The organism is Sphingobium sp. B2D3A, from assembly GCF_025961795.1.
Classification (GTDB): Bacteria; Pseudomonadota; Alphaproteobacteria; order Sphingomonadales; family Sphingomonadaceae; genus Sphingobium.
This window is the reverse complement of record NZ_JAOQOI010000001.1, coordinates 173,608-195,448: the sequence shown is the minus strand read 5'-3', so window position 1 is coordinate 195,448 and position 21,841 is coordinate 173,608. Positions and strand designations below refer to the sequence as shown.

At 66.0% G+C, this 21,841-nt stretch carries 21 protein-coding genes; 4 read left to right on the top strand and 17 right to left on the bottom strand.

All coding sequences use genetic code 11. From position 1 onward, the window contains the following. Nucleotides 1-421: 421 nt before the first annotated feature. The 7 genes from M2337_RS00945 to M2337_RS00915 all read right to left on the bottom strand — a co-directional run bounded on the left by M2337_RS00945 (nucleotide 422) and on the right by M2337_RS00915 (nucleotide 6,592). Nucleotides 422-1,408: an FAD:protein FMN transferase gene (locus M2337_RS00945; RefSeq protein WP_319799448.1), complete on the bottom strand. Its 987-nt coding sequence runs from the start codon at nucleotides 1,406-1,408 to the stop codon at nucleotides 422-424. Between the two features lie 2 nt (nucleotides 1,409-1,410). Then, nucleotides 1,411-2,274, bottom strand: coding sequence for a DUF4198 domain-containing protein (locus M2337_RS00940; protein WP_264571317.1), 864 nt, complete (start codon nucleotides 2,272-2,274; stop codon nucleotides 1,411-1,413). A gap of 30 nt (nucleotides 2,275-2,304) precedes the next feature. After that, nucleotides 2,305-2,781, bottom strand: a complete 477-nt coding sequence (locus M2337_RS00935; protein ID WP_264571316.1) for a DUF2271 domain-containing protein — start codon at nucleotides 2,779-2,781, stop codon at nucleotides 2,305-2,307. Between the two features lie 14 nt (nucleotides 2,782-2,795). Then, on the bottom strand, nucleotides 2,796-3,458 hold the full coding sequence (locus M2337_RS00930; RefSeq protein WP_181561520.1) for a PepSY-associated TM helix domain-containing protein: 663 nt from the start codon (nucleotides 3,456-3,458) through the stop codon (nucleotides 2,796-2,798). A 251-nt stretch (nucleotides 3,459-3,709) separates the two neighbouring features. Then, the gene (locus M2337_RS00925; protein WP_319799447.1) at nucleotides 3,710-5,653 is read right to left on the bottom strand and encodes a glycoside hydrolase family 127 protein; all 1,944 of its coding nucleotides are present in this window, start codon (nucleotides 5,651-5,653) and stop codon (nucleotides 3,710-3,712) included. A 200-nt stretch (nucleotides 5,654-5,853) separates the two neighbouring features. Next, nucleotides 5,854-6,141 (bottom strand): DUF3297 family protein, encoded by a 288-nt coding sequence (locus M2337_RS00920; protein WP_264571315.1) that lies wholly within the window; start codon nucleotides 6,139-6,141, stop codon nucleotides 5,854-5,856. A gap of 118 nt (nucleotides 6,142-6,259) precedes the next feature. Next, nucleotides 6,260-6,592: a hypothetical protein gene (locus M2337_RS00915; RefSeq protein WP_264571314.1), complete on the bottom strand. Its 333-nt coding sequence runs from the start codon at nucleotides 6,590-6,592 to the stop codon at nucleotides 6,260-6,262. A 217-nt stretch (nucleotides 6,593-6,809) separates the two neighbouring features. Between M2337_RS00915 and M2337_RS00910 the strand changes: the two genes are divergently transcribed. Then, complete coding sequence (locus tag M2337_RS00910) at nucleotides 6,810-7,433, top strand: DUF4157 domain-containing protein (RefSeq protein WP_264571313.1); 624 nt, start codon at nucleotides 6,810-6,812, stop codon at nucleotides 7,431-7,433. A gap of 340 nt (nucleotides 7,434-7,773) precedes the next feature. On the opposite strand, the gene typA is transcribed toward M2337_RS00910, so the two are convergent. Then, a complete protein-coding gene (typA, locus tag M2337_RS00905) occupies nucleotides 7,774-9,606 on the bottom strand; it encodes a translational GTPase TypA (protein WP_264571312.1) in 1,833 nt (610 codons plus the stop codon). A 307-nt stretch (nucleotides 9,607-9,913) separates the two neighbouring features. Here typA and ybaL point away from each other — a divergent pair, with 307 nt between their 5' ends. Further along, nucleotides 9,914-11,566 carry a YbaL family putative K(+) efflux transporter gene (ybaL, locus tag M2337_RS00900; RefSeq protein WP_264571311.1) on the top strand — a complete coding sequence of 551 codons (1,653 nt, stop codon included), beginning with the start codon at nucleotides 9,914-9,916 and terminating at the stop codon, nucleotides 11,564-11,566. A 113-nt stretch (nucleotides 11,567-11,679) separates the two neighbouring features. Then, nucleotides 11,680-12,546: a class I SAM-dependent methyltransferase gene (locus tag M2337_RS00895; protein ID WP_264571310.1), complete on the top strand. Its 867-nt coding sequence runs from the start codon at nucleotides 11,680-11,682 to the stop codon at nucleotides 12,544-12,546. A 92-nt stretch (nucleotides 12,547-12,638) separates the two neighbouring features. Here the strand turns inward: M2337_RS00895 and M2337_RS00890 are convergent, their stop codons facing one another. The 7 genes from M2337_RS00890 to mbhE all read right to left on the bottom strand — a co-directional run bounded on the left by M2337_RS00890 (nucleotide 12,639) and on the right by mbhE (nucleotide 18,976). Continuing rightward, nucleotides 12,639-13,247, bottom strand: a complete 609-nt coding sequence (locus M2337_RS00890) for an outer membrane protein (RefSeq protein WP_181560639.1) — start codon at nucleotides 13,245-13,247, stop codon at nucleotides 12,639-12,641. Nucleotides 13,248-13,432: 185 nt separating this feature from the next. After that, nucleotides 13,433-13,792, bottom strand: coding sequence for a monovalent cation/H(+) antiporter subunit G (gene mnhG, locus M2337_RS00885; RefSeq protein WP_264571309.1), 360 nt, complete (start codon nucleotides 13,790-13,792; stop codon nucleotides 13,433-13,435). Next, a complete protein-coding gene (locus M2337_RS00880; protein ID WP_181560637.1) occupies nucleotides 13,789-14,064 on the bottom strand; it encodes a monovalent cation/H+ antiporter complex subunit F in 276 nt (91 codons plus the stop codon). The genes mnhG and M2337_RS00880 overlap by 4 nt, the downstream gene beginning before the upstream one ends. Next, nucleotides 14,061-14,396, bottom strand: coding sequence for a Na+/H+ antiporter subunit E (locus tag M2337_RS00875; protein WP_264571308.1), 336 nt, complete (start codon nucleotides 14,394-14,396; stop codon nucleotides 14,061-14,063). Before M2337_RS00875 ends, M2337_RS00880 begins: the two co-directional genes overlap by 4 nt. Further along, nucleotides 14,393-15,877: a proton-conducting transporter membrane subunit gene (locus M2337_RS00870; protein WP_264571307.1), complete on the bottom strand. Its 1,485-nt coding sequence runs from the start codon at nucleotides 15,875-15,877 to the stop codon at nucleotides 14,393-14,395. The genes M2337_RS00875 and M2337_RS00870 overlap by 4 nt, the downstream gene beginning before the upstream one ends. Next, the gene (locus M2337_RS00865) at nucleotides 15,870-16,250 is read right to left on the bottom strand and encodes a sodium:proton antiporter (protein ID WP_264571306.1); all 381 of its coding nucleotides are present in this window, start codon (nucleotides 16,248-16,250) and stop codon (nucleotides 15,870-15,872) included. Before M2337_RS00865 ends, M2337_RS00870 begins: the two co-directional genes overlap by 8 nt. Continuing rightward, on the bottom strand, nucleotides 16,247-18,976 hold the full coding sequence (gene mbhE / locus M2337_RS00860; protein ID WP_264571305.1) for a hydrogen gas-evolving membrane-bound hydrogenase subunit E: 2,730 nt from the start codon (nucleotides 18,974-18,976) through the stop codon (nucleotides 16,247-16,249). The genes M2337_RS00865 and mbhE overlap by 4 nt, the downstream gene beginning before the upstream one ends. 145 nt (nucleotides 18,977-19,121) lie before the next feature. Here mbhE and bla point away from each other — a divergent pair, with 145 nt between their 5' ends. Then, nucleotides 19,122-20,018 carry a class A beta-lactamase gene (bla, locus tag M2337_RS00855; protein ID WP_264571304.1) on the top strand — a complete coding sequence of 299 codons (897 nt, stop codon included), beginning with the start codon at nucleotides 19,122-19,124 and terminating at the stop codon, nucleotides 20,016-20,018. 159 nt (nucleotides 20,019-20,177) lie between these two features. Here bla and M2337_RS00850 read toward each other — a convergent pair whose 3' ends face one another. Continuing rightward, nucleotides 20,178-20,993 carry a ferredoxin--NADP reductase gene (locus M2337_RS00850; RefSeq protein WP_264571303.1) on the bottom strand — a complete coding sequence of 272 codons (816 nt, stop codon included), beginning with the start codon at nucleotides 20,991-20,993 and terminating at the stop codon, nucleotides 20,178-20,180. Further along, complete coding sequence (locus tag M2337_RS00845; RefSeq protein ID WP_264571302.1) at nucleotides 20,986-21,444, bottom strand: hypothetical protein; 459 nt, start codon at nucleotides 21,442-21,444, stop codon at nucleotides 20,986-20,988. Before M2337_RS00845 ends, M2337_RS00850 begins: the two co-directional genes overlap by 8 nt. Between the last annotated feature and the right edge of the window lie 397 nt (nucleotides 21,445-21,841).

Genomic DNA, 21,841 nt, shown 5'->3' with positions numbered 1-21,841 from the left:
ACATGTTGGTCAGTCGCTTGTAATCTTCGACAGTCGCGGGCTCGACAGGACTCACGCTGAGTCCAGTGCTGACGGTTCCGCCAAAAATGAAACGTTGGCCGAAGTTTGCCGCATTGGCCGTCCATGTCGTCAATCCATCAGGCGAGGCGGGTTTGTCCACGCCGATATTGGCTGCAAGTCGGGCACAAAAATCCCCTTGCTGAGCATCGCGAGATTGCGCTGCCCCCGCACTTGCCAAGAGGAGCAGAGCGCCGACCCTCAAGCCTGACTTCCCCATCCTGGCACCTTTCCATCTCATGTCATGCCACTGGAGCTTCGACAGAATGACGGGCGGTGCGTCAAGACAGTATCGGTGAAGGAGCGGCGCGCGGATGGGCCTCAGAGCGCCAGTCAATGAGACGTGAGGCGCTCGCAGAGTGTCTTAATCTGCCAGCATCTCCGCCAGCGCAGGGCTGATCCATTCACGGGTCGTCGCGCCGTCCTGGGCGAGCATGTGGACGGCCAGCCCCTCGCGGATCGCCAGTGCGGCGCCGGCGTGCAGTCCGAGCACGGTGAGCGCGCTGGCCCAGGCGTCGGCATCCATGGCGCGGGCGTGGAGGACGCTGACCGAGGCAACGCCGTTCTCCACCTGCCGCCCGGTGCGCGGATCGAGCGTGTGGGCGCCGCGCACATAATTGCCGGATGTCGCCACGGCCAGTTGATGCAGGGCGATGCGGATCGGGCGGGCGCGCATGGACGGCGGAATTTCAAGGTCGACCCACCACGGGTCGCCATCCGGACGCATCCCGCGACCCACCAGTTCGCCGCCCACTTCAACGAGGCAATGCACCACGCCATGACCGGCCAGCAGGTCGGCCACCGCATCGACGGCATAGCCCTTGGCGATGCCGGAGAGGTCCAGCCACAGGCTGCCCGGCTGGCGCAGCCGCCGCGTCCCCGCCTCGAAAGCGAGGTGTCGCCAGCCCGATTGCGTCAGCGCCTGCGCAATCGCCTCGTCGGTCGGGTCGCTTTGCGCGGGGTTGGGACCAAGCCCGTAGAGGTCCGTCAATCGCCCGATGGCCGGATCGAACGCGCCGTCGGTGCGCTCGGCAAGAGCGAGGCCGGTCTCCATCACGGCGGCAAAGTCGGCGGACAAGGTGGTCCACTGCCCACCCGGCGCCGCGCCGAAGCGGCTGAGGGCGGAATCCGGCGCCCAATGGCTCATATCCGCCACGATGGCATCGAGCCGTGCCTGCACATCCTGCTTGAGCCCTTCGGCATCACCGTCCGGCGGGGCGCAGAAGCGGACCCGCCAGATGGTGCCCATGGTTTCACCGCCAATCTCCCGCACCGGCGCGCCCGGATCGATCCCGGCGAGGGCGCCGGACTGGATCGGGGGCACGACGATGCGCGGGACGGCGCCGAGCATGGTCAGGGGGCCATCACTTCCAGCGTCGCGGTGTAGCTCATCCGCCGCGCCGTCGCGCGCGGGGTGGCCGGCTTGTCGTCGCTCAGCGCGGCATTCAGCCAGATCATGCCTGCCATCGGCCAGTTCACCGTTGCCACGCCGTCGGCATCAGTGGTCACCTCGAACACGCCCTCATTGTCCCGATAGCGCTTGCCGCCCGGCACCAGCGTGACCTTGAGGCCGGCCGCCGGTTGACCATCGACCAGGAAGCGCAGCTTGGCCGGCTCATCCTGCACCAGCTCGGCGGGATGGGTGATCGGCATCATTTCCAGCCCCTTGCCCAGCGGCTTGATGGCGCTCGGCTCGCCCTTGGTGGCGAAGAACTCGTTGCGGCCGCTGGTTTCGGTCAGCTTGAGGTCGGTCGCATTGGCCGGAATGTCCGCGACGCTGCTCACCTGATTGCCGGGCGCCTGGGCTGCACCGGATGCTGCGCCCGGTGCCGGCGGCGGTCCGCGCCGTCCACCCAGCCGCCACTCCACGCCATCGACCTTGAACGTGCCCATCACGCCCGATTGCGTGCTGCCGATCCGCCAGGTGCCCGGCTGATCGAGCTGCACATCGAAGACGGAGCGATAGCGACCGGTCGCGGCGTTCTTGATCTCCGCCTCGCTGCCATCCGGCCGCCAGGCTTTGACCGCATCGAGCCGCATGGCGTTGTGATCGGCGTAGAAGAGATCGTTGGAGGTGGCCGCATCCACCGTCACCCACGGGTTCTCGCCCGAGAAGATGGTGCCGGAGGGGAGCAGCCACTGGCGGTGAGCGGTGGCAGGCGTCGCTGCGGCGGCGATCAGCGCTGCGGCGGCAAGCAGAGCGGTCTTGATGCGCATGGGGTCGTGGCCTTTCGGGTCTTGGAAAGCTCAGCGAGCGGAAAAGGTGATGGCGCCCAGCTCGGACTTGCCGCTGGCCGAGCCGCCTTGGGCGGGCAATGTCAGCGGAATGGAGACGATCTCGCGTCCACCCGTCTCGCGCGCGGCTTCCACATAGAGGGTGTACTGGCCCGGCTTGAGCGTGGCGGGCAGGGCGATCTTGTGCGTGCCCGGTGCGCGGGTGGCGCTGCTCACGCCATCGGCGGGCAGCTTGAGGCTGCGGCCGCCCTTGCGCCACCAGGTGCGCAGATCGGAGAGCCACTTCGTGCCAGGCTCGCGGCCCTGCAGCTTGACGTCATACCAGACGAAGATGGTCTGCGCCGCGCCGCCGCCGGTCGGCTCCACCCATGCGGCGACATAGGGGCGGTGATACTCGGCGACGTTGAGGCGGGGAATGGTCACGCTGATCGTGCCTGCCGTGGCAGGCGTGGCGACGAGACCGGCAAGGACGAGGGAAGTCTTCTTCATGGGAGAGCGGGTCCTCAGTGAATGAACAGCAGGGCGATGACGAGCGGGATGAGCAGCCCCAACCCGACCAGCGGCCAGGTCGAGGGGCGATGCCGGGCGTGAAGCTGGAGCAGCAGCAGGCCGGTGAGGGTGAAGACGATGCAGGCGACAGCGAAGATGTCGATGAACCAGCTCCACGTGCCGCCGGTGTTGCGGCCCTTGTGCAGATCGTTGAAGTAGGAAATCCAGCCGCGATCGGTGCGCTCGGCCGTCACGGCGCCGGTCGCGCGATCGATGGTGATCCATGCATCGCTGCCTGGGCCGGGCAGGGCGACATAGACCTCCTCGTCCGACCATTCCGCCGCGCGCCCGGTTGCGTCGAGTGAGACTGCCTGACGCAGATGCGCGGCGACCGGGGCGGGCAGCGGCGCATCGGCTGAAGCAGGCGCCGCCTCGATCTGGGCGAGCAGGGCGGACGGCAGGGTCGCGGTTCGCTCCTCGACCTTCGGCGCGGCACCGATGGAATCGGCGTGGTTGAGCGTGATGCCGGTGATCGCGAACAACATCATGCCGATCAGCGAGATCGCCGCGCTGATCCAGTGCCAGCTGTGCAATTGCTTGAGCCAGAAGGCGCGCGCCTTGCGCTTGCCCGGGGCCTTTTGCGTGGGCCGAGCGGCACTGGAGGGAGATGCCGACACGGACGCCCCGCGCGCGATGGCTGCCGCGCCGCCTGCCGACGCTGCCGGCTCATCCGCCCGCTGCCTGTCCACCCGCTGTCCGTCCACATGCCCCCCGACGATGATTGGCGACGCGCAGCGATCAGCCTGCGCGAATCATGTTCGAGCGCCTCCATTGCATATATTGAGAAGCATTCGCAAGACGAGATGGCGGTATGGGACCGCTAAGCCGCTCTGAAGCACAGGCCGATCAGGAGATTCTGGAGCGATCCTCAACCGGTGGCAGGCTGTAGCGGCCAATAGGTTGCGTAGCGTTCGTGACGGATCTGATAATAAGGGATCAGCCGCACGGGGCGTCCCTCCCGGTCGGCGATGATGAATTCCAGCGGGGCGGTGCCGGGGCGGAGCTGCCCCGCGATCGTCTCGGCATCGCCCACCAGTTGGGGCGGGGAGAAGGGCGTATCGTTATACTGGCCATAGAGGCGCTCGTTGACGACCACATCCGATCCCGGTGCCAGCCCCTCCGTGCCGAGTGCGCCAGCGAGCACGACCGGTCCATAAGTGAACGCGACGATCCCCGGCGCCGCGGGCGATTCTTCGACGCGCACCTGCATGTCCAGTTGGAGCGTCAGTATGTCGCCATCCCGCCAGCTGCGGTCCACCTCCAGATAGCTGCCCGGCTTCGTCGATTGCGCCAGCGGCGCGCCATTCAGGCTGACGCGCGCTGTCCGGCTCCAGCGCGGGTGGCGCAGGCGCAGGGTCGCGCGGATGGGGCGGGTCAGAGACCAGCGCAGGGTGGTGGACGGTTCTTCGGGGAAGTGGGTGGTCTGGGTCAGTACCGCGCCCTTCTCCCGCCAGCGCACCGATGAGGGGATGAACAAGTTGACGACCAGCGCCTCGGCATCATGAAAATAGATCGAATCCCGATACTTCGCATGGTTCTCCATGCCCGATCCGGTGCAGCACCAGAAGGAGTCGACCGGGGTGCAGTAGAGCTTCATGTAGCCCGGCCGCGCGCCCTGAAAATAGGTGACGAGGCCGGTCTCCGGGTCCTGTGACGCCAGAATGCCATTGTAGAGCGCGCGCTCGTAAAAGTCGGCCAGCTCCACCTGCGGATCGTGCAGGAACAGCGCGCGGGTGAGCTTGAGCATATTATGCTGGCCGCAGGTTTCAGAGCCCTTGGCCGAGAAGACATGCGCGGCGAAGTCGGCGGGCGGATAGAAGAACTCGGCATCGCCATGGCCGCCCGTCGCATAGGAGCGGGTGCGGGCGACTGTGCGCCAGAAGAAGGCTGCGGCATCGCCATAGGCCTTCTCACCATTCACCTCGTAGACGCGCTGGAAGCCGACGAACTTGGGCACCTGCGTATTAGCGTGCATGCCATCCAGCAAGTCCCGCCCCTTAGCGGCCGGCTCCATTACCGCCTTCTGGGAGAATCGCTCGGCCAAGGTGCGGTAATCGGCCTTTCCGGTCAGTACATAGAGATCGGCGATCACCTCGTTCATGCCACCATGCTCGGTGGCGAGCATCGCCTCGAAGGCGGCGGCGTCGAGCGGCCGGGTGGCGACCACCGCCCAATCGGCCATGCGCAGCAGCACAAGGCGAGCAGTGTCACTGCCGGCAAGCTGCCACGCATCGCGCAAACCGGCAAAAATCTTGTGCAGTGTGTACCAGGGGACGCCGGTGATCGGCTCGCCCCGGATATGCGCGGCGACGAGCGCGGCGCCTTCAGGAAAGGCGCAGACCAGCCCCACGCCGGATGCGCGCTGGCAGGCATCCAACTCGTCGGCGATATAATCGATGCGCTGCTTGAATCGCCCATCGCCGGTGGACCGGAACATCAGTGCGCAGGCGGAGAGATAATGGCCGAGCGTGTGGCCGTGGCAGTGGATGTCTGCCCAGGTCGCCTCGGATTCCCAACCGCCATAGACCGGTGCCTTGGGAGCGAGCCCGGCATTTGTGCGGAAATTGGCCAGCATCCGGTCCGGCTCGAGCGAAAGCAGATAGGCTTCCGTGCCTCGTTGCGCGGCGAGAAACGGACTTTCCAGTAGCGTCACATCCGCCATGTCGAAGGGCTGAAGGCGCGGCGCCACGCTGAGCGCGCCCTTAGACTGAGCTGATGGCAAGGCTGCACGCGCGGTAACTGGCGCGAGAATCCCGCTCACCAGCGTGGCCGAGGCGACGGAAGCCAGCAACTCACGGCGAGACGCCGACACGCCTCTCGCATGCGTATGACAGGACATAGCCGCCATCTAATCCTCCCCAATCGCGTTCAACTTCGCGTCTTGATAACGCTACCATAAACGAGGCGGGCGGGAAGGCAATTCTTTCGATCGGATGGCGATCATCCGCCACTATCGGCGCGGCCATCAACGCAGATGGTTTGGCCCGCGCGCCTGTCGCGGGCCATCAGGGCTCAGTCCTGCTTGGCGTCCTCGAACCAGGCCTCGACCGGGCCGGAGAGCTTGATGGTCAGCGGCTGGCCATGGCGGTCGCGGGTCTTGCCGGCGGCGACGCGGATCCAGCCTTCGGAGATGCAATATTCTTCCACATCGGTGCGCACCCGGTCCTTGAAGCGGATGCCGATGCCCCGCTGCAGCGTCTCCACGTCGAAATGCGGGCTGCGCGGATTGGTGGAGAGGCGGTCGGGCGGCGTCTCGCTCTGCGGTGCGGCGGGCGTGTCGGATGCGGGAGTATCAACCATGGCTCGTCCTTGCCGAAGAGCTTTCGGCCAGTCAACGCTTCTCAGGAGCGCGCATGGGGCAGTCCGCGAGGGCGGCCGGGCCGGAGACTGTCCGGCCCCGGTCGTGCGGTTGGCATGATCAGCGGCAGATGCGCACGCGATACCGCTCGCCGCGCCAGCGGTCCCAGCGGGTTTCGGTCCAGCAGCGGCGACGGTCGTTATAGCCGTAGCCGCTACGATAGCCGCGGTCGTGACGTCGCCAGTCCCGGCGGTCGCTGCGATAAGACCGTTCGCGATAATGGCGGTCGCGGCGGACGTCGCGGTAGCCATCACGATAGGCGCCACGATCATAATCCCGATAGCTGATCGACAGGCTGCTTTGGGCCTGAGCCGGTGCCGCAGCGAGCGGCATGAGGCCGAATGTGGCCGCAACGGCGAAGGCGACCGAAGCGAGGCGGGGGGTAAGAGGCATGTCATTCTCCTGTGTCCAATGTCGGCGTTGCGCGCGGCCTCGCTCGTCCGATCCATCCTTTCTGCCAGACCGGCCTGAACGCCCGCGAAACAGGCCGTTCATCTGCCCATGGGGCGTGCCCTGGATGCGGTGATATGTGGAAGGATGGTCGCGAAGGGCATGGGACACGTAAGGCGTTAAAAGCGGGTTCAGCCGCGACGACCTAGAGGTCTGGTCTATGCCCCGTTTCTCCTTTCCTTCCCTGCTGGTCGTGCCGCTTGCTGCGGTGGGGCTTCTGATTCCCGCTTCCGGTTTCACCGTTCCCGCGCGGGCTCAGGACGCCGCCCGCCAGGTCGTCCCGGCATTTGACGAGGCCGGCCGGCGCTTGCTGACCGATCTGCAGGGTGCCGGGCAATTGTTCGCGGCGCAGGCGCTGGCGAGCTGGATCACCGCCTCGCGCAACGATGCGGTGGCCGCCGGCGTCGAGCCGATCCCGCCCGCCATTCGCGCGCGGCTGCGCGGCCATATGCCGGACGCCCTGCTGGATCGCGTGCGCTATCGCGTCGGCCAGGGTCACGAGTTCAGCCTGCAGACCAATACCTTCAACCGGAGCAATGCCGCAGCGATCACGCTGGACGATGTGGTGCTGTTCCGCTCCGCCGAGGATGCCGCCTCGGATGTCGGCCTATGGGCGCACGAGCTGCACCATGTGCACCAGTATCGCCAATGGGGCGTCCAGGGCTTCGCCCAGCGCTACACGCGCGATTATCAGGGTGTCGAGGCGGAGGCCCATGCCGAGGCGGACCGGGTGGTCGCCGCGATGCGAACGACTGGGACAGCAACGCCCACGCCTGCGCGCTAGGTTGCAGGGACGAAGTGGCGCGGGTCAAATTCAACCTTCTCCCCTTGAGGGAGGAGGATACGGCGCCTTGTCGCCATCTGGCGGTTAGGCGGAGTTGGATGAGGGGTGGCGGATCTTTGATCCGCGCGATCCTTTGGATCGCTTACCCCTCTCCCAGCTTCGACTAAGGCCGCAGGCTGCCAAGTCTGCGCAACCCTCTCCCTCAAGGGGAGAGGGTTGGGAGCTTGTCCCTCGCGCGCACAACGCCCTCGAGCGGGACTGGGAATGGGGTCGTTCGGCGCACGCCGCCTCTTCCCCAAAAGAAAAGGGCGCTCGTCCGGCTGGACAAGCGCCCTTTGGATCAGGCGGCCTTGGACCGCGAAGCGCGCTTGCGCTCGTTGGGGTCGAGGTAGCGCTTGCGCAGACGGATGGTCTTGGGTGTTACCTCGACCAGCTCGTCATCGTCGATATAGGCGATGGCCTGCTCCAGCGTCAGCTTCCACGGCGGCGTCAGGCGGACGGCGTCGTCCTTGCCGCTGGCGCGGAAGTTGGTGAGCGCCTTGGACTTCATCGGGTTGACCTCAAGGTCTTCCGGCTTGGCGTTCTCGCCGATGATCATGCCTTCGTAGAGCGCCTCGCCCACGCCGACCATCAGCACGCCGCGCTCCTCAAGGGGCCCGAGCGCATAGGCATTGGCCTCGCCGGCGCCGTTGGAGATCAGCACGCCGTTCTTGCGGCCTTCGATCTTGCCCTTGTGGGGACCGTATTTCTCGAACAGCCGGTTCATGATGCCGGTTCCGCGCGTGTCGGAGAGGAACTCGCCATGATAGCCGATGAGGCCGCGCGAGGGCGCCGAGAAGGTGATGCGGGTCTTGCCGCCACCCGAGGGCCGCATGTCGGTCATCTCGGCCTTGCGCTGATTCATCTTGTCCACAACCGTGCCCGAGAATTCATCATCAACGTCAATAACGACGGTCTCATAAGGTTCGGTGCGGTTGCCGTTCTCGTCCTCGCCGAACAGCACGCGCGGGCGCGAAATGCCGAGCTCGAAGCCTTCACGGCGCATCGTCTCGATGAGCACGCCCAGCTGAAGCTCGCCGCGGCCGGCGACCTCGAAGCTGTCCTTGTCGGCGCTCTCAGTGACCTTGATCGCGACGTTGCTCTCGGCTTCGCGGAACAGGCGGTCGCGGATCATGCGGCTGGTCACCTTGTCGCCTTCACGGCCCGCCATCGGCGAATCGTTCACCGCAAAGCGCATGGAGAGCGTCGGCGGATCGATAGGCTGCGCCTTGATCGGCTCGGAGACCGAGGTGTCAGCAATGGTGTTGGCCACGGTGGCGACAGTCAGGCCGGCGAGGCTGATGATGTCGCCGGCGCGCGCTTCATCGACCGGCACGCGGTCGAGGCCCTGGAACGTCATGATCTTGGAGGCGCGGCCGGTCTCGATGATCTTGCCGTCCATGTCCAGCGCATGAATGGGCTGATTGATCTTCACGGTGCCGGAGGTCACGCGGCCGGTGAGGATACGACCGAGGAAGTTGTCGCGGTCCAGCAGCGTCACCAGGAAGGTGAACGGCGCGTCGATGTCCAGCGCCGGCGGCGGCACATGGTTGACGATCGTCTCGAACAGCGGCGTCAGCGTGCCTTCGCGCTTGGTCGGGTCGGTGCTGGCATAGCCGTTGCGGCCGGAAGCATAGAGCACGGGGAAGTCGAGCTGCTCGTCGGTCGCGTCGAGGCTCACGAACAGGTCGAACACCTCGTCCAGCACTTCCTGGATGCGCTGGTCGGGCCGATCGACCTTGTTGACGACGACGATGGGACGCAGGCCGAGGGCCAGCGCCTTGCCGGTCACGAACTTGGTCTGCGGCATCGCGCCTTCGGAGCTGTCCACCAGCAGCACCACGCCATCGACCATCGAGAGGATGCGCTCCACCTCGCCGCCGAAGTCGGCGTGGCCGGGCGTGTCGACGATGTTGATGCGCGTGCCTTCCCACTCGATGGAGGTGGGCTTGGCGAGAATCGTGATCCCCCGCTCCTTCTCCAGATCGTTGGAGTCCATCGCCCGCTCATCGACGCGCTGATTGTCTCGAAAAGTGCCGGACTGGCGGAAAAGCTGGTCGACGAGGGTGGTCTTGCCATGATCGACGTGCGCGATGATGGCAACGTTCCGCAGAGCGTTGGGACGGGGGCTCATGATAATCTCTCTGGGCTTGTGGACGGCCGACACGGGTCATCCGGCCGGAATTTCTCGCGGCCCTTAGCGGAAAGCGGCGCTCGGCGCAACGGCCAGCAACGCGGATGGTCCGCGGTCTCGTCACAGCCGGTGCGGCCTGCCTAAGTGTCTGAAGGCAATGACCATCGTTGCGCATGGTCGTCAAGCCATTAAAGTCCTTGCGACGAAGCGATGGTTGCGGCGTCGTGCGATGCCTTTCTGGCAGAGACGCTGCAACATTCGCGTTCCGCACCATAGGATTTCGCCTCAACAGGAGCTGCCATACAGGATGCCGCATTACACGCCGCTCATCGCCACGGTCGTCGCCGGCCTCGTCGCTGCCTTTTTCATGGGCGCGCTGGCGATGCGGCTGCGGGTCTCGCCCATTGCCGGCTATCTCGTCGCCGGTGTGATGGTGGGACCGTTCACGCCGGGCTTCGTCGCCGATCCCAACCTCGCCAATGAACTTGCCGAAATAGGCGTCATTCTGCTCATGTTCGGGGTCGGGCTTCATTTTTCGGTGAAGGACCTGATGGCGGTGCGACGCATCGCCGTGCCCGGGGCGGTTGTGCAGATCGCCACCGCGACTGTGCTCGGCATGGCGCTGGCCTGGCTGATGGGCTGGGGCCTGCTCTCCGGCTTCATCTTCGGCCTGGCTTTGTCGGTCGCCAGTACGGTTGTGCTGCTGCGCGCCTTGCAGGTGCGCGATCTGGTCGAGACGGAGCGCGGACGCATCGCCGTCGGGTGGCTGATCGTCGAGGACCTGGTGATGGTCCTGGCTCTCGTGCTGCTGCCGGTGCTGGCCGGCATCGCGCTCGATCCGCAGAGCGAGGGTCTCTCGGCGATCGGTTGGCCGGTTCTGGTCACGATCCTCAAGGTGAGCGGCTTTGTCGCGCTGATGCTGCTGGTCGGGCGTCGGATCATTCCATGGGCGCTGCACTGGGTGGTGCATACCGGCTCGCGCGAGCTATTCCGTCTTGCCGTGCTGGCGATTGCGCTGGGCGTGGCGGCTGGATCGGCCTTCATCTTCGATGTGTCCTTCGCGCTCGGCGCCTTCTTTGCGGGCATGATCCTCGGCGAAACCCCGCTCAGCCGGCGCGCGGCGGAGGAGACGCTGCCGTTGCGCGATGCATTCGCGGTGCTGTTCTTCGTCTCGGTCGGCATGCTGTTCGATCCGATGGTGATCCTTCGCCAGCCCTTGCCGCTGCTCGCGACAGTGACGATCATCACGGTCGGAAAATCGCTCGCTGCCTATGCCATCGTCCGGGTATCCGGCTATCCGCGCAAGACGGCGATGACGGTTGCCGCCAGCCTGGCGCAAATCGGCGAGTTCTCGTTCATTCTTGTCACGCTGGGTTTCGGTCTCGGCGTCCTTCCGTCCGAGGCGCGCGATCTGATTCTGGCCGGCGCGATCATCTCGATCTTCCTGCATCCCTTCCTGTTCTCCTACATCGCCCATCGCGCGAGCGAGGCGGCCAAGGTCGATGCGCCGCCGGTGGCAGCGCCGTCCGCCACGCTCGTGCATGTCGTGCTGGTCGGTTATGGCCGCGTCGGCCGGCTGATCGCCAAGGCCCTGCGCGAGCGGAACAAGCCGCTGGTGGTCATTGAGAGCAATGCCGAACTGACCGATGCCGCGCGGCGCGACGGCCATGAGGCGGTGACCGGCAACGCGCTGGACCGGCGGGTGCTGGAGGCGGCGGGCATCGACCGCGCGACCAGCCTGCTCATTGCGATTCCCGAGGGGTTCGACGCCGGGGCCATCGCCCAGAAGGCGCGCGCGCTGCGCCCCGGGATCGGCATTGTCGCGCGGGCCCATTCGGACGGCGAGGTGGATCATCTGATCAAGCTGGGGATCGGTGACGTCGTGATGGGCGAGCGCGAACTGGCGGCGCGGATGCTGGAGCTTGCGCTGCGCGGAAACATGCAAGCGCAAAGCATTTGATGTCGCGCGCATCACCGCTCGACAGAGGGACGGGACATTGTCATCTATTAAGCAAGCGGCCTGCCGAACAGTCATGACGGCAGGGGCCGCATCATGGGTCGGGAGACAAAGGCATGGGTGCCGATAACAGCGGGGTGGGGATCAGCAAAACTGCTGAAGGCTGGGCAGGCGACATGGGGCGCAACTGGCTCGCCAATCTGGATCGGCTTGAGGGGATGATCGACCCGATCGGCGCGGTGGCGCTGGCTCGGGCGGACTTCCAGCCGGGCGAGCGCGTGATCGATGTCGGCTGCGGCGGTGGTGGCACCAGCCTTGCGATTGCCCGGGCGGTGGCGCCGGAGGGGCATGTCACCGGCGTCGATATCTCGTCCGACCTCATCCTGTCCTGCGGTGCGCGTGCAACGCTCAGTGGCCTGCAGAATGTCAGCTTCGTCTGCGCCGACGCCGGTGCCGCGCCGATCAACGGCGCGCCGTTCGACCGGCTGTTTTCGCGCTTCGGGTCGATGTTCTTTGCCGGGCCCAAGGCGGCGTTTCGCAATCTGCGCGGGCAGGTCCGCGACGGCGGCCGCATCGATCTCGCGGTCTGGGCGGCGCCGCCGGAAAATCCCTGGATGCAGCTGATGCAGCAGGCGCTGAAGGATCTGCTGCCGGCGCCGGATGGGCGGCCGGACCCCAGAGCCCCCGGCCCGTTTGCCTTTGCCGATACGGCATGGCTGGGAGAGGTGCTGGCGCACGCAGGGTTCGCAAACATGGACGTGGCGCCGTGCCTGCGGGACCTGCCGGTCGGGGGACCCGGCGCGAGCGCGCAGGATGCCGCGACCTTCGTGCTGTCGGCCATGCACATCGGCAATCAGGTCGCGCCTGACCGGATGCCTGAGGCGCAGGCTCGCCTCACGGCGGCCTTTGCGCCGCATCATGTGCCGGGCCAGGGCGTCATGCTTGCCGGCAAGGCTTTGCTGGTGAGCGCCGTCGCCGCCTAGATCGGAACCGGCGCGCCTGGATTGGCCATGTCGCGCACAAAAAAGAAGGGCCGGCGCTAGGCCGACCCTTGTCGTTTAGCGAAAACGCTGGATCAGAACTTGCCGACGAGGCCGACCATGACCTGATGGCGCTGCATGCTGATGCCGGTGTCGACGTCGTCGAACTTCAGCTTGCCATAGTCGGAGAAGCGATACTCGCCACGGATGCCGAAGCGGCCGAAGCTGTACTCAACGCCGGCACCGAGACGATAGCCGTCGAGGTTGTCGCCGTCGCTGACGGAGTCGACGCCGTCGGTGTAGCTCACCTTGAGGCGGGCGTTGGTGTAGCCGGCCTTCGCGTAGATCAGCGCGTTGGGGGCGAGCTTGGCGCCAGCGCGGACGCCGACGTACAGATCGCGCGCTGCTGACAGGGACAGCTCGTCGCCCGTCACGAACTGGTCCGTGACCGATTCCTTGACCTCGGAGTCAGCGGCTTCCACTTCGACGCCAACCACAGCGGAACCGAGATCGGCATTGTAGCCGAGGCTCACGCCATAAGCGAAATCATCGCTGCTTCCATTGTCGACGCCGTCGCTCAGCCGCACCGAGTCATAGCCGCCGAGGACCGCGAGGCTCAGGCCGGAGAAGGTGGGGCCTTCCTGCGCAGCGGCAGGGGTGGCAACGATCACGGCGGCTGCGGAAGCCAGAACAGCAAGTTTCATTGTATTTTCCTTGTTTTAATCTCGCCTTCTGCACGAGGCGGACGGGCCGCTTATGGAGCCCGGTTAACGGGGTCAACCTTCTCGTGGTTGCGATGCATCACTAGTGGCGCCAGATTGTTGCAAATGGGCAACATATCCGGACGAGCGAAACTTGGCGTTTCCGTTCGTCCTCGGGGACGCTGAGGCTAGCTGTCCCGCGTCAGCTCATCAGGCTTGCCGGGATGGCGCTCCAACTCGTCGCTGAGCGGATCATGCGCCAGCCCTTCCAGCCGCGTACCGGAAACATAGGCAGCGCGGCCGAGCAACTGCGCGCCGATCGGGAGGGTAATGAGCAGGAACAGGATCGTCAGCCCGCTGGTCCAGTTCAGCTCCGCGATGTCGGCCGCCAGCACGACGCCGAGCAGCATCAGCGTTGCCCCCAGTGTGCCAGCCTTGGTGGCGCTGTGCATCCTCTGCAGGGGATCGCGCAGTCGTACGATGCCAATGGCGGCGATGAGCAGAAAGGCGGTACCTGCAATCAGCAGGGCCATGGCGAGGATCATCATTGCCGCCTCCGCTTGCGTTCCAGGAACACGGCGAAGGCTGCCGTGGCGACGAAGTTGATCAACGAGATGCCGAGCGCAATATCCAGAAAGGCGCCGCGCCCGGTCGCCAGCGTGGTCAGTGCCGCGAACCCGACGGCGATGGCGGTCAGCATGTCGAGGGCGACAAACCGGTCGGCAAAGCTCGGCCCGGTCACCATGCGCCAGCCGGCCAGCAGGAAGGCCAGTGCCAGCGGCACGGCGAGAACAGTGGTGAGCGTCGCCATATCGATCATCGCTCCAACTCCATGATCCAGCGCTCGTAGATCCGCTTGAACCGCGCGATTGTCGTCGCCGCATCGGCGGTGTTGAGCACATGGACGTAGAGGCTGCGCTGGTCCTCGGAGACATGCAGGCAGGTCGATCCGGGCGTGAGCGACATGAAATAGGCGAAGAGGGCCACGGCCCAAGGCCGCTCCAACTCCGTCTCCACACGGATGATCGCCGGTGCCGTGCGGATGCGCGGCGACAGGACTATCCTGGCGACGGCGAGGGATGCGACGAGGAGATCCCACAGGAACATCGCGACCAGCGTCAGGCTGGCGCGCAGGCGGCGGGCGGGCCTCATAGGCCGCTTCCACTGACGGCGGCCAGCGCGCGGCTGGCGAGGAGCGAGAGCGTCCACAGGCTTTGTGGCAGCAGGCCGATGGCGATAGTCGCGCCGGAGAGGATCGCCATGGCGATCAACCCCGCCAGCGGCACCTTGCGCACCGGCTTGCCGCGCGGTTCCTTCCAGCAGGCATCGGACCAGAAGATGGACATGGAGACGATGGTCATCAGCCCGCCGATCAGTGCGATAATGCCCAGCCAGGCCATGCCGGCATCGAAGCTCTCGCGAATGACGATGAACTTGGCCCAGAAGCCGGAGAGGGGTGGGATGCCGGCCAGCGACAGGACCGGCACGGCGAGCACCAGCGAAAAGAGCGGGTTCGTCCGCGCCATGCCGCCCGCTCGGGTGAGATCCCAGCTTCCGCTGGCCCGGCGGATGAGCCCCGCGCCGAGGAACAGATTGGTCTGCACGATGATCGAGTGGACCATGTAGAACACCGCGCCGGCAATCCCCTCGCGCGTGGCGATCGCCAGTCCGATGGTCATATAGCCCACCTGCGCGACAATATGATAAGCGAGGATGCGGCGCATATCGGTGTGCGCCAGCGCGCCCGCGCAGCAAATGAGGATGGTGGCCGCCGCAATCCAGCCGAACACCGGCACCATCTGCGCGGCGCCGATGCCGCCCGCGCCCACGCCGAACACCCCGGCGAAGACCAGCAGCAGCGCATAAAAGCCCATCTTGGTGAGCAGGCCGGCGAACACGGCGACGGCAGTAATCGGCCCGGTATGATAGGAGGCCGGCAACCAGAGGTGGAAGGGAAACAGCCCGGCCTTGAGCGCGAAACCGGCCATCAACAGCGCGGTCGCCGTGGCGGAGGCGAAGCTGGGCGGGCGGCTGGCGAGCGCAGCGGCTGCTGCGCCGACATCCAGCGTGCCGGTGATCCCGTAGATCATGCCGACGCCGAGCAGGATGAAGGTCGCCGCCAGCATGGAGAAGCTGGCATAACGGATGGCGCCATCGATCTGCGCCGGGCGGCGATCCAGCGTCAGCAGGCCCAGCGCGGCGATCAGCGCCAGTTCGAACCAGACGTAGAGGTTGAACAGATCGCGGGTCAGGAACGCGCCGTTCACCGCGCCGGTCATCGCCAGCATCAGCGCGTCATAGCCGGCGCGGCGGCGGCGCGGGCCGACGTCGACCAGCGCGTAGATCGCTGCGGCAAAGGCGATGAGTGCCGTGACGACCACCAGCACCAGCCCCGGCATCGTCGCCGAGAAGCTGATCGAGATGCCGTGCGGCCAGCCGCCGAAGACGGTGAGCGGGACGAGGTTGCCGCCATTGGCCTGCACGAACAGCAGCAGCGAGACGACCAATAGCAGGCCGTTCGTAATCAGGCCGATGGCGCGGGTGAGCGCGATGCGCGCGCGCAGGATGAGCACCAGGGCCGCACCGATGAAGGGCAGGATGACGGGCGCGGGCAGCAGCAGCGCATCAGTCATCGGTCAGCTCCCGCTCCTGCGGCGTGCCCAGCGCCTCGGCGGAATCGACGTTGCGCGCATCGATGCTGTGGCTGTGGCGCCAGGCGCGCAGCACCAAAACGGCAAGCATCACCGTGAGCGCGAAGCCGATGACGATCGCGGTGAGGATCAGTGCCTGCGTGATCGGATCGGCGGACTCGCCCAGCGCGCGCTGGCCTTCGCCCACGATGGGCGGCTGCCGGCTCTGGATGCGCCCGGCGAGGAAGATCAGGATGTTGACCCCCGTCGCCAGCATCGAAAAGCCAAGCAGCATCTTCACCAGATTGCGCGAGAGGATCATGTAAAGCGCGCACGCAATGATGCCCGCGCCGACAGCGCCATAGAGCAGCGTCATCGCGTTGCCTCCCGCTGGAGGCCGAAGTGGAAGGCCAGCACGGCGCCGAGCACCACGAGATAAACGCCCAAATCGAAGATCAACGTGGTCGAGAGGGCCGGGATGAGGCCGCCCGGCTCCCACCAGAGATGCGTCAGGAACGGCTCCCCGGTCATCAGGCCGGGCAGGCCGGCGAGCAGCACACATAGCATGCCAAGGCCCACCAGCGTCAGGGTGCGCAGGCGCAGCACGCGCTGGGCGTGGTTGACGCCATAAGCCAGCGCCAGCAGCGCAAAGCTGAGAGCTGCGACCAGCCCGCCCACAAACCCGCCGCCCGGCTGGTTGTGACCGCGGAACAGAATGACCAGCGAGGCGAGCAGCAGCAGCAGGCTGATCCAGCGCCCGGCAACCTGCAGGGAGAAGTGGACCGGCTCGGGACCGGGCACCGGCCCTTCACTGCCCCGGCTGCGCAGCAGCGAGCGCGCCATGACGGCGGCAATGGCAATCACGATGGTCTCGCCCAGCGTATCGATGGCGCGGAAATCCACGAGGATGACGTTGACGACATTATGGCCGTGCGCCGCCACGAGGCTCATCTGACCAAAGAAGTGGCTGGCGGCGGACACATGTTCGCGCGCGGCCATGTCCATCACTGCCAGGAACAGCAGCGCGCTGATGCTGATCGCAAGCAGGGCGTCGCGCTTGCGCATCGCACGGGTGCGGGTCGCCGGGCTGGCGAGCGGCACTGCCAGTAACAGCGCGGAGAGCAGCACGACCAGCAGCGCTTCCACGGTGAACTGGGTGAGCGCCAGATCGGGCGCGCCGTTCATCAGAAAGGTGATCGCGGCGGCAAAGCCGGCAAGACCGGTGGCGATCATGCCGCTCAGCAGCGTATTGGCGCGCGCGGCGGCAATGGCCCCGCCCAGCCCGACCAGCGCGACCAGTGCCTCGCCCGGCCGGAAATCGTTGGGGAACGGGATGTCAGGCCCAACGCCGGCTTTCGCCACCGACCAGGCGATCAGCAACCCGGCGCCGCCGACCACGGCCAGCAGATAGCGCCGCAGATCGCCATGCTGGAGCGCGTCGGTCAGCCTGCGGGAGGAGAGGATGAGGGCGCGCAGGCTGATTTCCCACAGCGGCTCGATCTCATAGGTGTTGAACTGCTTGGTCTGCCGCAGCCAGATGTGGATCTTCCGCCAGAAAGCCACGATCAGGGCGCCGATGGAGACGACGACAAAGCTCAGCAGCAGCATCGGCGTGAGGCCGTGCCACACCGTCAGGTCCACTTCCACGGCCCGGCCATAGACCGAGGCGACCGCCGGGCGGATGGCGACGCGCGTGATCCAGTCCGGCGCGAGGCTCATGAACAGGCCGGCGGCAGAGAGTAGTAGCGGCGGCATCACCAGCGAGAAGGTTTCGCCATGCTGCACCTTGTTCACCTTGCCGCGGCCCATGAAGAACGGACGCAGCGTCACTACCCCGGCCACGCCGACCATGACAGCGTTGACCATCACGGCGATGGCCAGCGGGATGACTTCCCAACTGCTCTCCAACTGCGCCTGAAACAGGAATTCCTTGGAGATGAAGCCGATGAATGGCGGGATGCCGGCCATGGAGAGGCTGGCACCGAGGCAGGCCAGCGCCGTCAGCGGCAGATGCCGGGCAAGCCCGCCCATGGCGCGCAAGCTGTAGAGGCCCGTCGCGTGCAGCACAGATCCCGCGCAGAAGAACAATGCCGCCTTGTAAAGGGCGTGCGCGAACAGGAAGCCGATCATCGCCACCGATGCCGCCGGCCCGTCCAACCCGACGAGGAGCACGAGAATGCCGAGTGATGCGACCGTGGAATAAGCCAGCGCGGACTTGAAGTTCTCCGCCCGCAGGGCCTGCAACGCGGCGACGAGCATGGTGACGCAGGCCACGGTGATCAGCGCGCCCCGTCCCCAGCTTTCCGCGCCGATCACCGGCTCGAACCGGGCGAGCAGATAGATGCCCAGCTTCACCATCGTCGCCGAGTGCAAATAGGCCGAGGCGGGCGTTGGGGCCTGCATCGCGTTGGGCAGCCAGAAGTGGAACGGGAATTGCGCGGACTTGGTGAAACCCGCGATCAAAATGCACACGACGATCGCCGTGCCCCACGGGCTGTCATGCAATTCGCCAACCCGCGCCACCGCCTGCGCCATGGAATAGGTGCCGAGCACATGGCCGATCATCGCGACGGCCATCAGCAATGCGAGACCGCCGAACGCCGTCACCTGCAGCGACATCAGGGCCGCCCGGCGGGCGCGGGCGCTGCGTCCCTCAAAGCCGATGAGGAGGAAGGAGAGAATGCTCGTCGCTTCCCAGAAGACGAGGAAGACGAGCAGGTTCTCGGCCAGCACCGCCCCCAGCATCGCGCTGAGAAAGAGCAGGATGTAGCAGAAGAAACGGGCGCGTTCGGCCGGCGACTTGTTGGTGAGATAGCCGCCGGCATAAATCGTCACCAACCCGCCCAGCCCGGTGATGAGCAGGCAGAGCAGGAAAGAAAAGCCATCGAGCCGAAGCGTGAAATCAAGGCCGAGCCAGGGTGCCCATTCGGCTGCTTCCCCCTTCACCCAGCCCCGTTCCACGAACTGCGCCATGTTTACGAACGCCGCGAGCAGGCCGAAGGGGAAGAGGGCGATCACCATGCCCGCACCACGCCCAATGACGTAGGCCAGCAGCGGCATCAGGCAGGCGCCGAGGAAGGAAATCAGCAATATCGTCAGCATCTGACAAACCTAATGCACAGTTTTGCCTGATGATGCAGCACCCAATGGCCGCGCGGGGGCGTTTTCTCGCTCAGAATGCAGAGGCAATGCGCGGCGCAGTCAGGAAGGGTTGGCGAAACCGGTTCGTCCCGCTTATCAAAGCCGGATGATCGATCGTCGCGATTTTGCCCTGGCTATGGGCGCGAGTGTTCTGCTGGCCGGCTGTGCCGACAAGCGGGAGGGGATGAATGACCCGGTGGCCCGCCTGCAGGCGATGGAGCGCGCGATCGGCGGCAGGCTGGGCGCGCTCGTGCTCGATACCGGCAGCGGACGCAGCTTCGGCTGGCGGACCGACGAGCGCTTCTGTCACTGCTCGACCTTCAAATTGTCCTTGGCGGCGATGGCCCTGCGCGAAAGCGACGCCGGGCGCCTCGATCTGGCGGAAGAGCTGAGCTTCAGTCAGGCGGACCTCGTCGCCTACGCGCCCGTGGTGGAAGAAAATCTCGCCAAAGGGCGCTTGCCGATCCTCAGCTTGGCCCAGGCGATCCAGATCACCAGCGACAATGCCGCCGCCAACATCCTCATGCGCCGGCTCGGCGGCCCCGAGGCGTTGACGCGCTTCTGGCGGGAGATTGGCGACAACACGAGCCGGCTGGATGGCTATGAGCCGGAGATCAATGTGATCCCGCCTAGCACAGAGCAGAACAGCACCACGCCAGAGGCGATGGCGCAAACGGTGCGCAAGATCGTGCTTGGCGATGTGCTCAGCGCGGCCAGTCGCGACCGGCTGAGGGAGTGGATGGTGCAGACCCAGAGCGGGCGCAATCGCATCAGGGCCGGCATTCCCACCGATTGGCAGGGCATGGACAAGACGGGCACCGGGATGCGCCGAGGCGTCGGCAACAAGACCAACGATCTGGCGGTGTTGGTTCCGCCGGGCGGACGCAGTCCGCTGATTGTGATCGGTTATGTCGAGACGCCGACCTTCGCCGAAGATGTCCGCCCGCAAGACGAGGCTGCGCTCAAGGCGCTGGGCGCCCTCGCGGTCTCCTGGAGCGCCTGATCGCCATCGGCGAGTGGGGGACCAGGATTTCGTCATTCCCGCGCTCGCGGAAATCCAGTTCCACGCCTGCGCCGGGAAGTAACGTCCGAGCTGGATTCCCGCGTTCGCGGGAATGACGAAGGTGAAGCGCCTTCGCGATTAACCCTCTGCACCTAAAACCTAATCCACGAACGCCCGCTCGATCACATAATCCCCCGGCTTGGCATTCGAGCCCTCCTCAAAGCCGAGCGCGTCGAGGCGGGCGGAAAAGTCGCGGATCATCGCCATCGATCCGCACATCATCACCCGGTCGGTTTCCGGGTCCAGGCGCGCGGGGCCGCTCAGGCCGCGGAATAGCGTGCCGTCGTCGATCAGGGCATCGAGCCGCCCCGTGGTGCGGAAAGGCTCGCGCGTCACCGTGGGGCAATAATGGAATTGCAGCAGGGCCTGATCTTGCACCAGCGGATCGCCGGCGAGTTGGCTTTCCAGATCGGTGCGGCATGCCAGATCGGCGACCGTGCGCACGCTGTGCGCGAGCATGACCTGGCCGAAATACTCATAGACGTCTGGATCGCGCACGAGGCTGAGGAAGGGCGCGAGGCCCGTGCCGGTGGAGAGCAGGAACAGGCGGCTGCCGGGCCGCAGGGCGTCCATCACCAGCGTGCCGGTGGGCTTGCGGCCAAGATAGAGACTGTCGCCGGGCTGGATCTTGCACAGGCGCGAGGTGAGCGCGCCATCCTCGACGCGGATCGAGAGAAATTCCAGTTCCTCGGCATAAGCGGGGCTGGCGATGGAATAGGCGCGCAGCAGCGGCCGCCCATTCTCACCCGGCAGGCCGAGCATCACGAACTCGCCGGAGCGGAAGCGGAAGCTCGCCGGCCGCGTGATCGCGAAGCTGAAGAGATGGTCGTTCCAGTGCTTCACCCAGCGAACGGATTCCACGCTGAGTGCGCCGGTCGGCTCGAGCTCGAAGCCGTGATGGGTCATGTCATTCATTGGGGAACCTTACAGTGGCAGGATCGAACATGGGCAGCGCGGGCCAGAGTTCAACCGTCCGTAGCGCCGCGCCGAGCGAATCCAGCGCCATACGCAGCGCCGGGGCGCCCTCGGGCTGCACGACAAGCGCGACCGTCGCGGGCGTTTGATCCGCGTGTGCCCCGCCGGGCAGGCGGATCAGGCTGAGCAGAAGCGCCTCGCCATCGCTGAGCCGGGGGCAATCGACGTCGGCAAAGGACAGCTTCTCGCGCGCGTGGCGGTTGACCACGGCCATCATCATGTGGAAATGCGGGAAGCCGGCCATGAGATCCGCCTTGTGAAAGGCCGGGCCGACATCGCCGCACGGGCAACGCCCGCAAGAGACCGCCTTTGCCCAGTGCCGCATGGCCCAGACGAGCAAACGGCCGCCACGATCGAGCAACGAAAGCGGGCAATCCAGAAACGCATACATGGGCAATCTCTCCCGTGGCAGTCAGGGGCGATGGCAGGCGGCGCTGGCGCCGGCGAGGCAAGCGCGCATATCGCCGATGGAAGGACGTCCCCGGCCCGCTGCACCTGCAGGCCGGGAACGTCCGCGCCGCGCGAAGAGGGGTTCGCGCGGGTGAAGGCGTTGCGACTGCACTGATCTGCTAATGACAATGAATCGCATTAACAGCGTCATGCCGATCCCTGTGGACGTCGTCAAGCGCGATCTGCATCTTTCGCTTCATCCAAGCACCGAACGGTGATGCGAAGGATCAACTGGCATCCCGCACCATGCCCCGCTATGCGCGGCCAGCGGCGATTGCGTGGCATCGAGTCAGCGCCGTCGCACGAACGGGCAGCATCAGGATGCGCTGCCTGAAGCA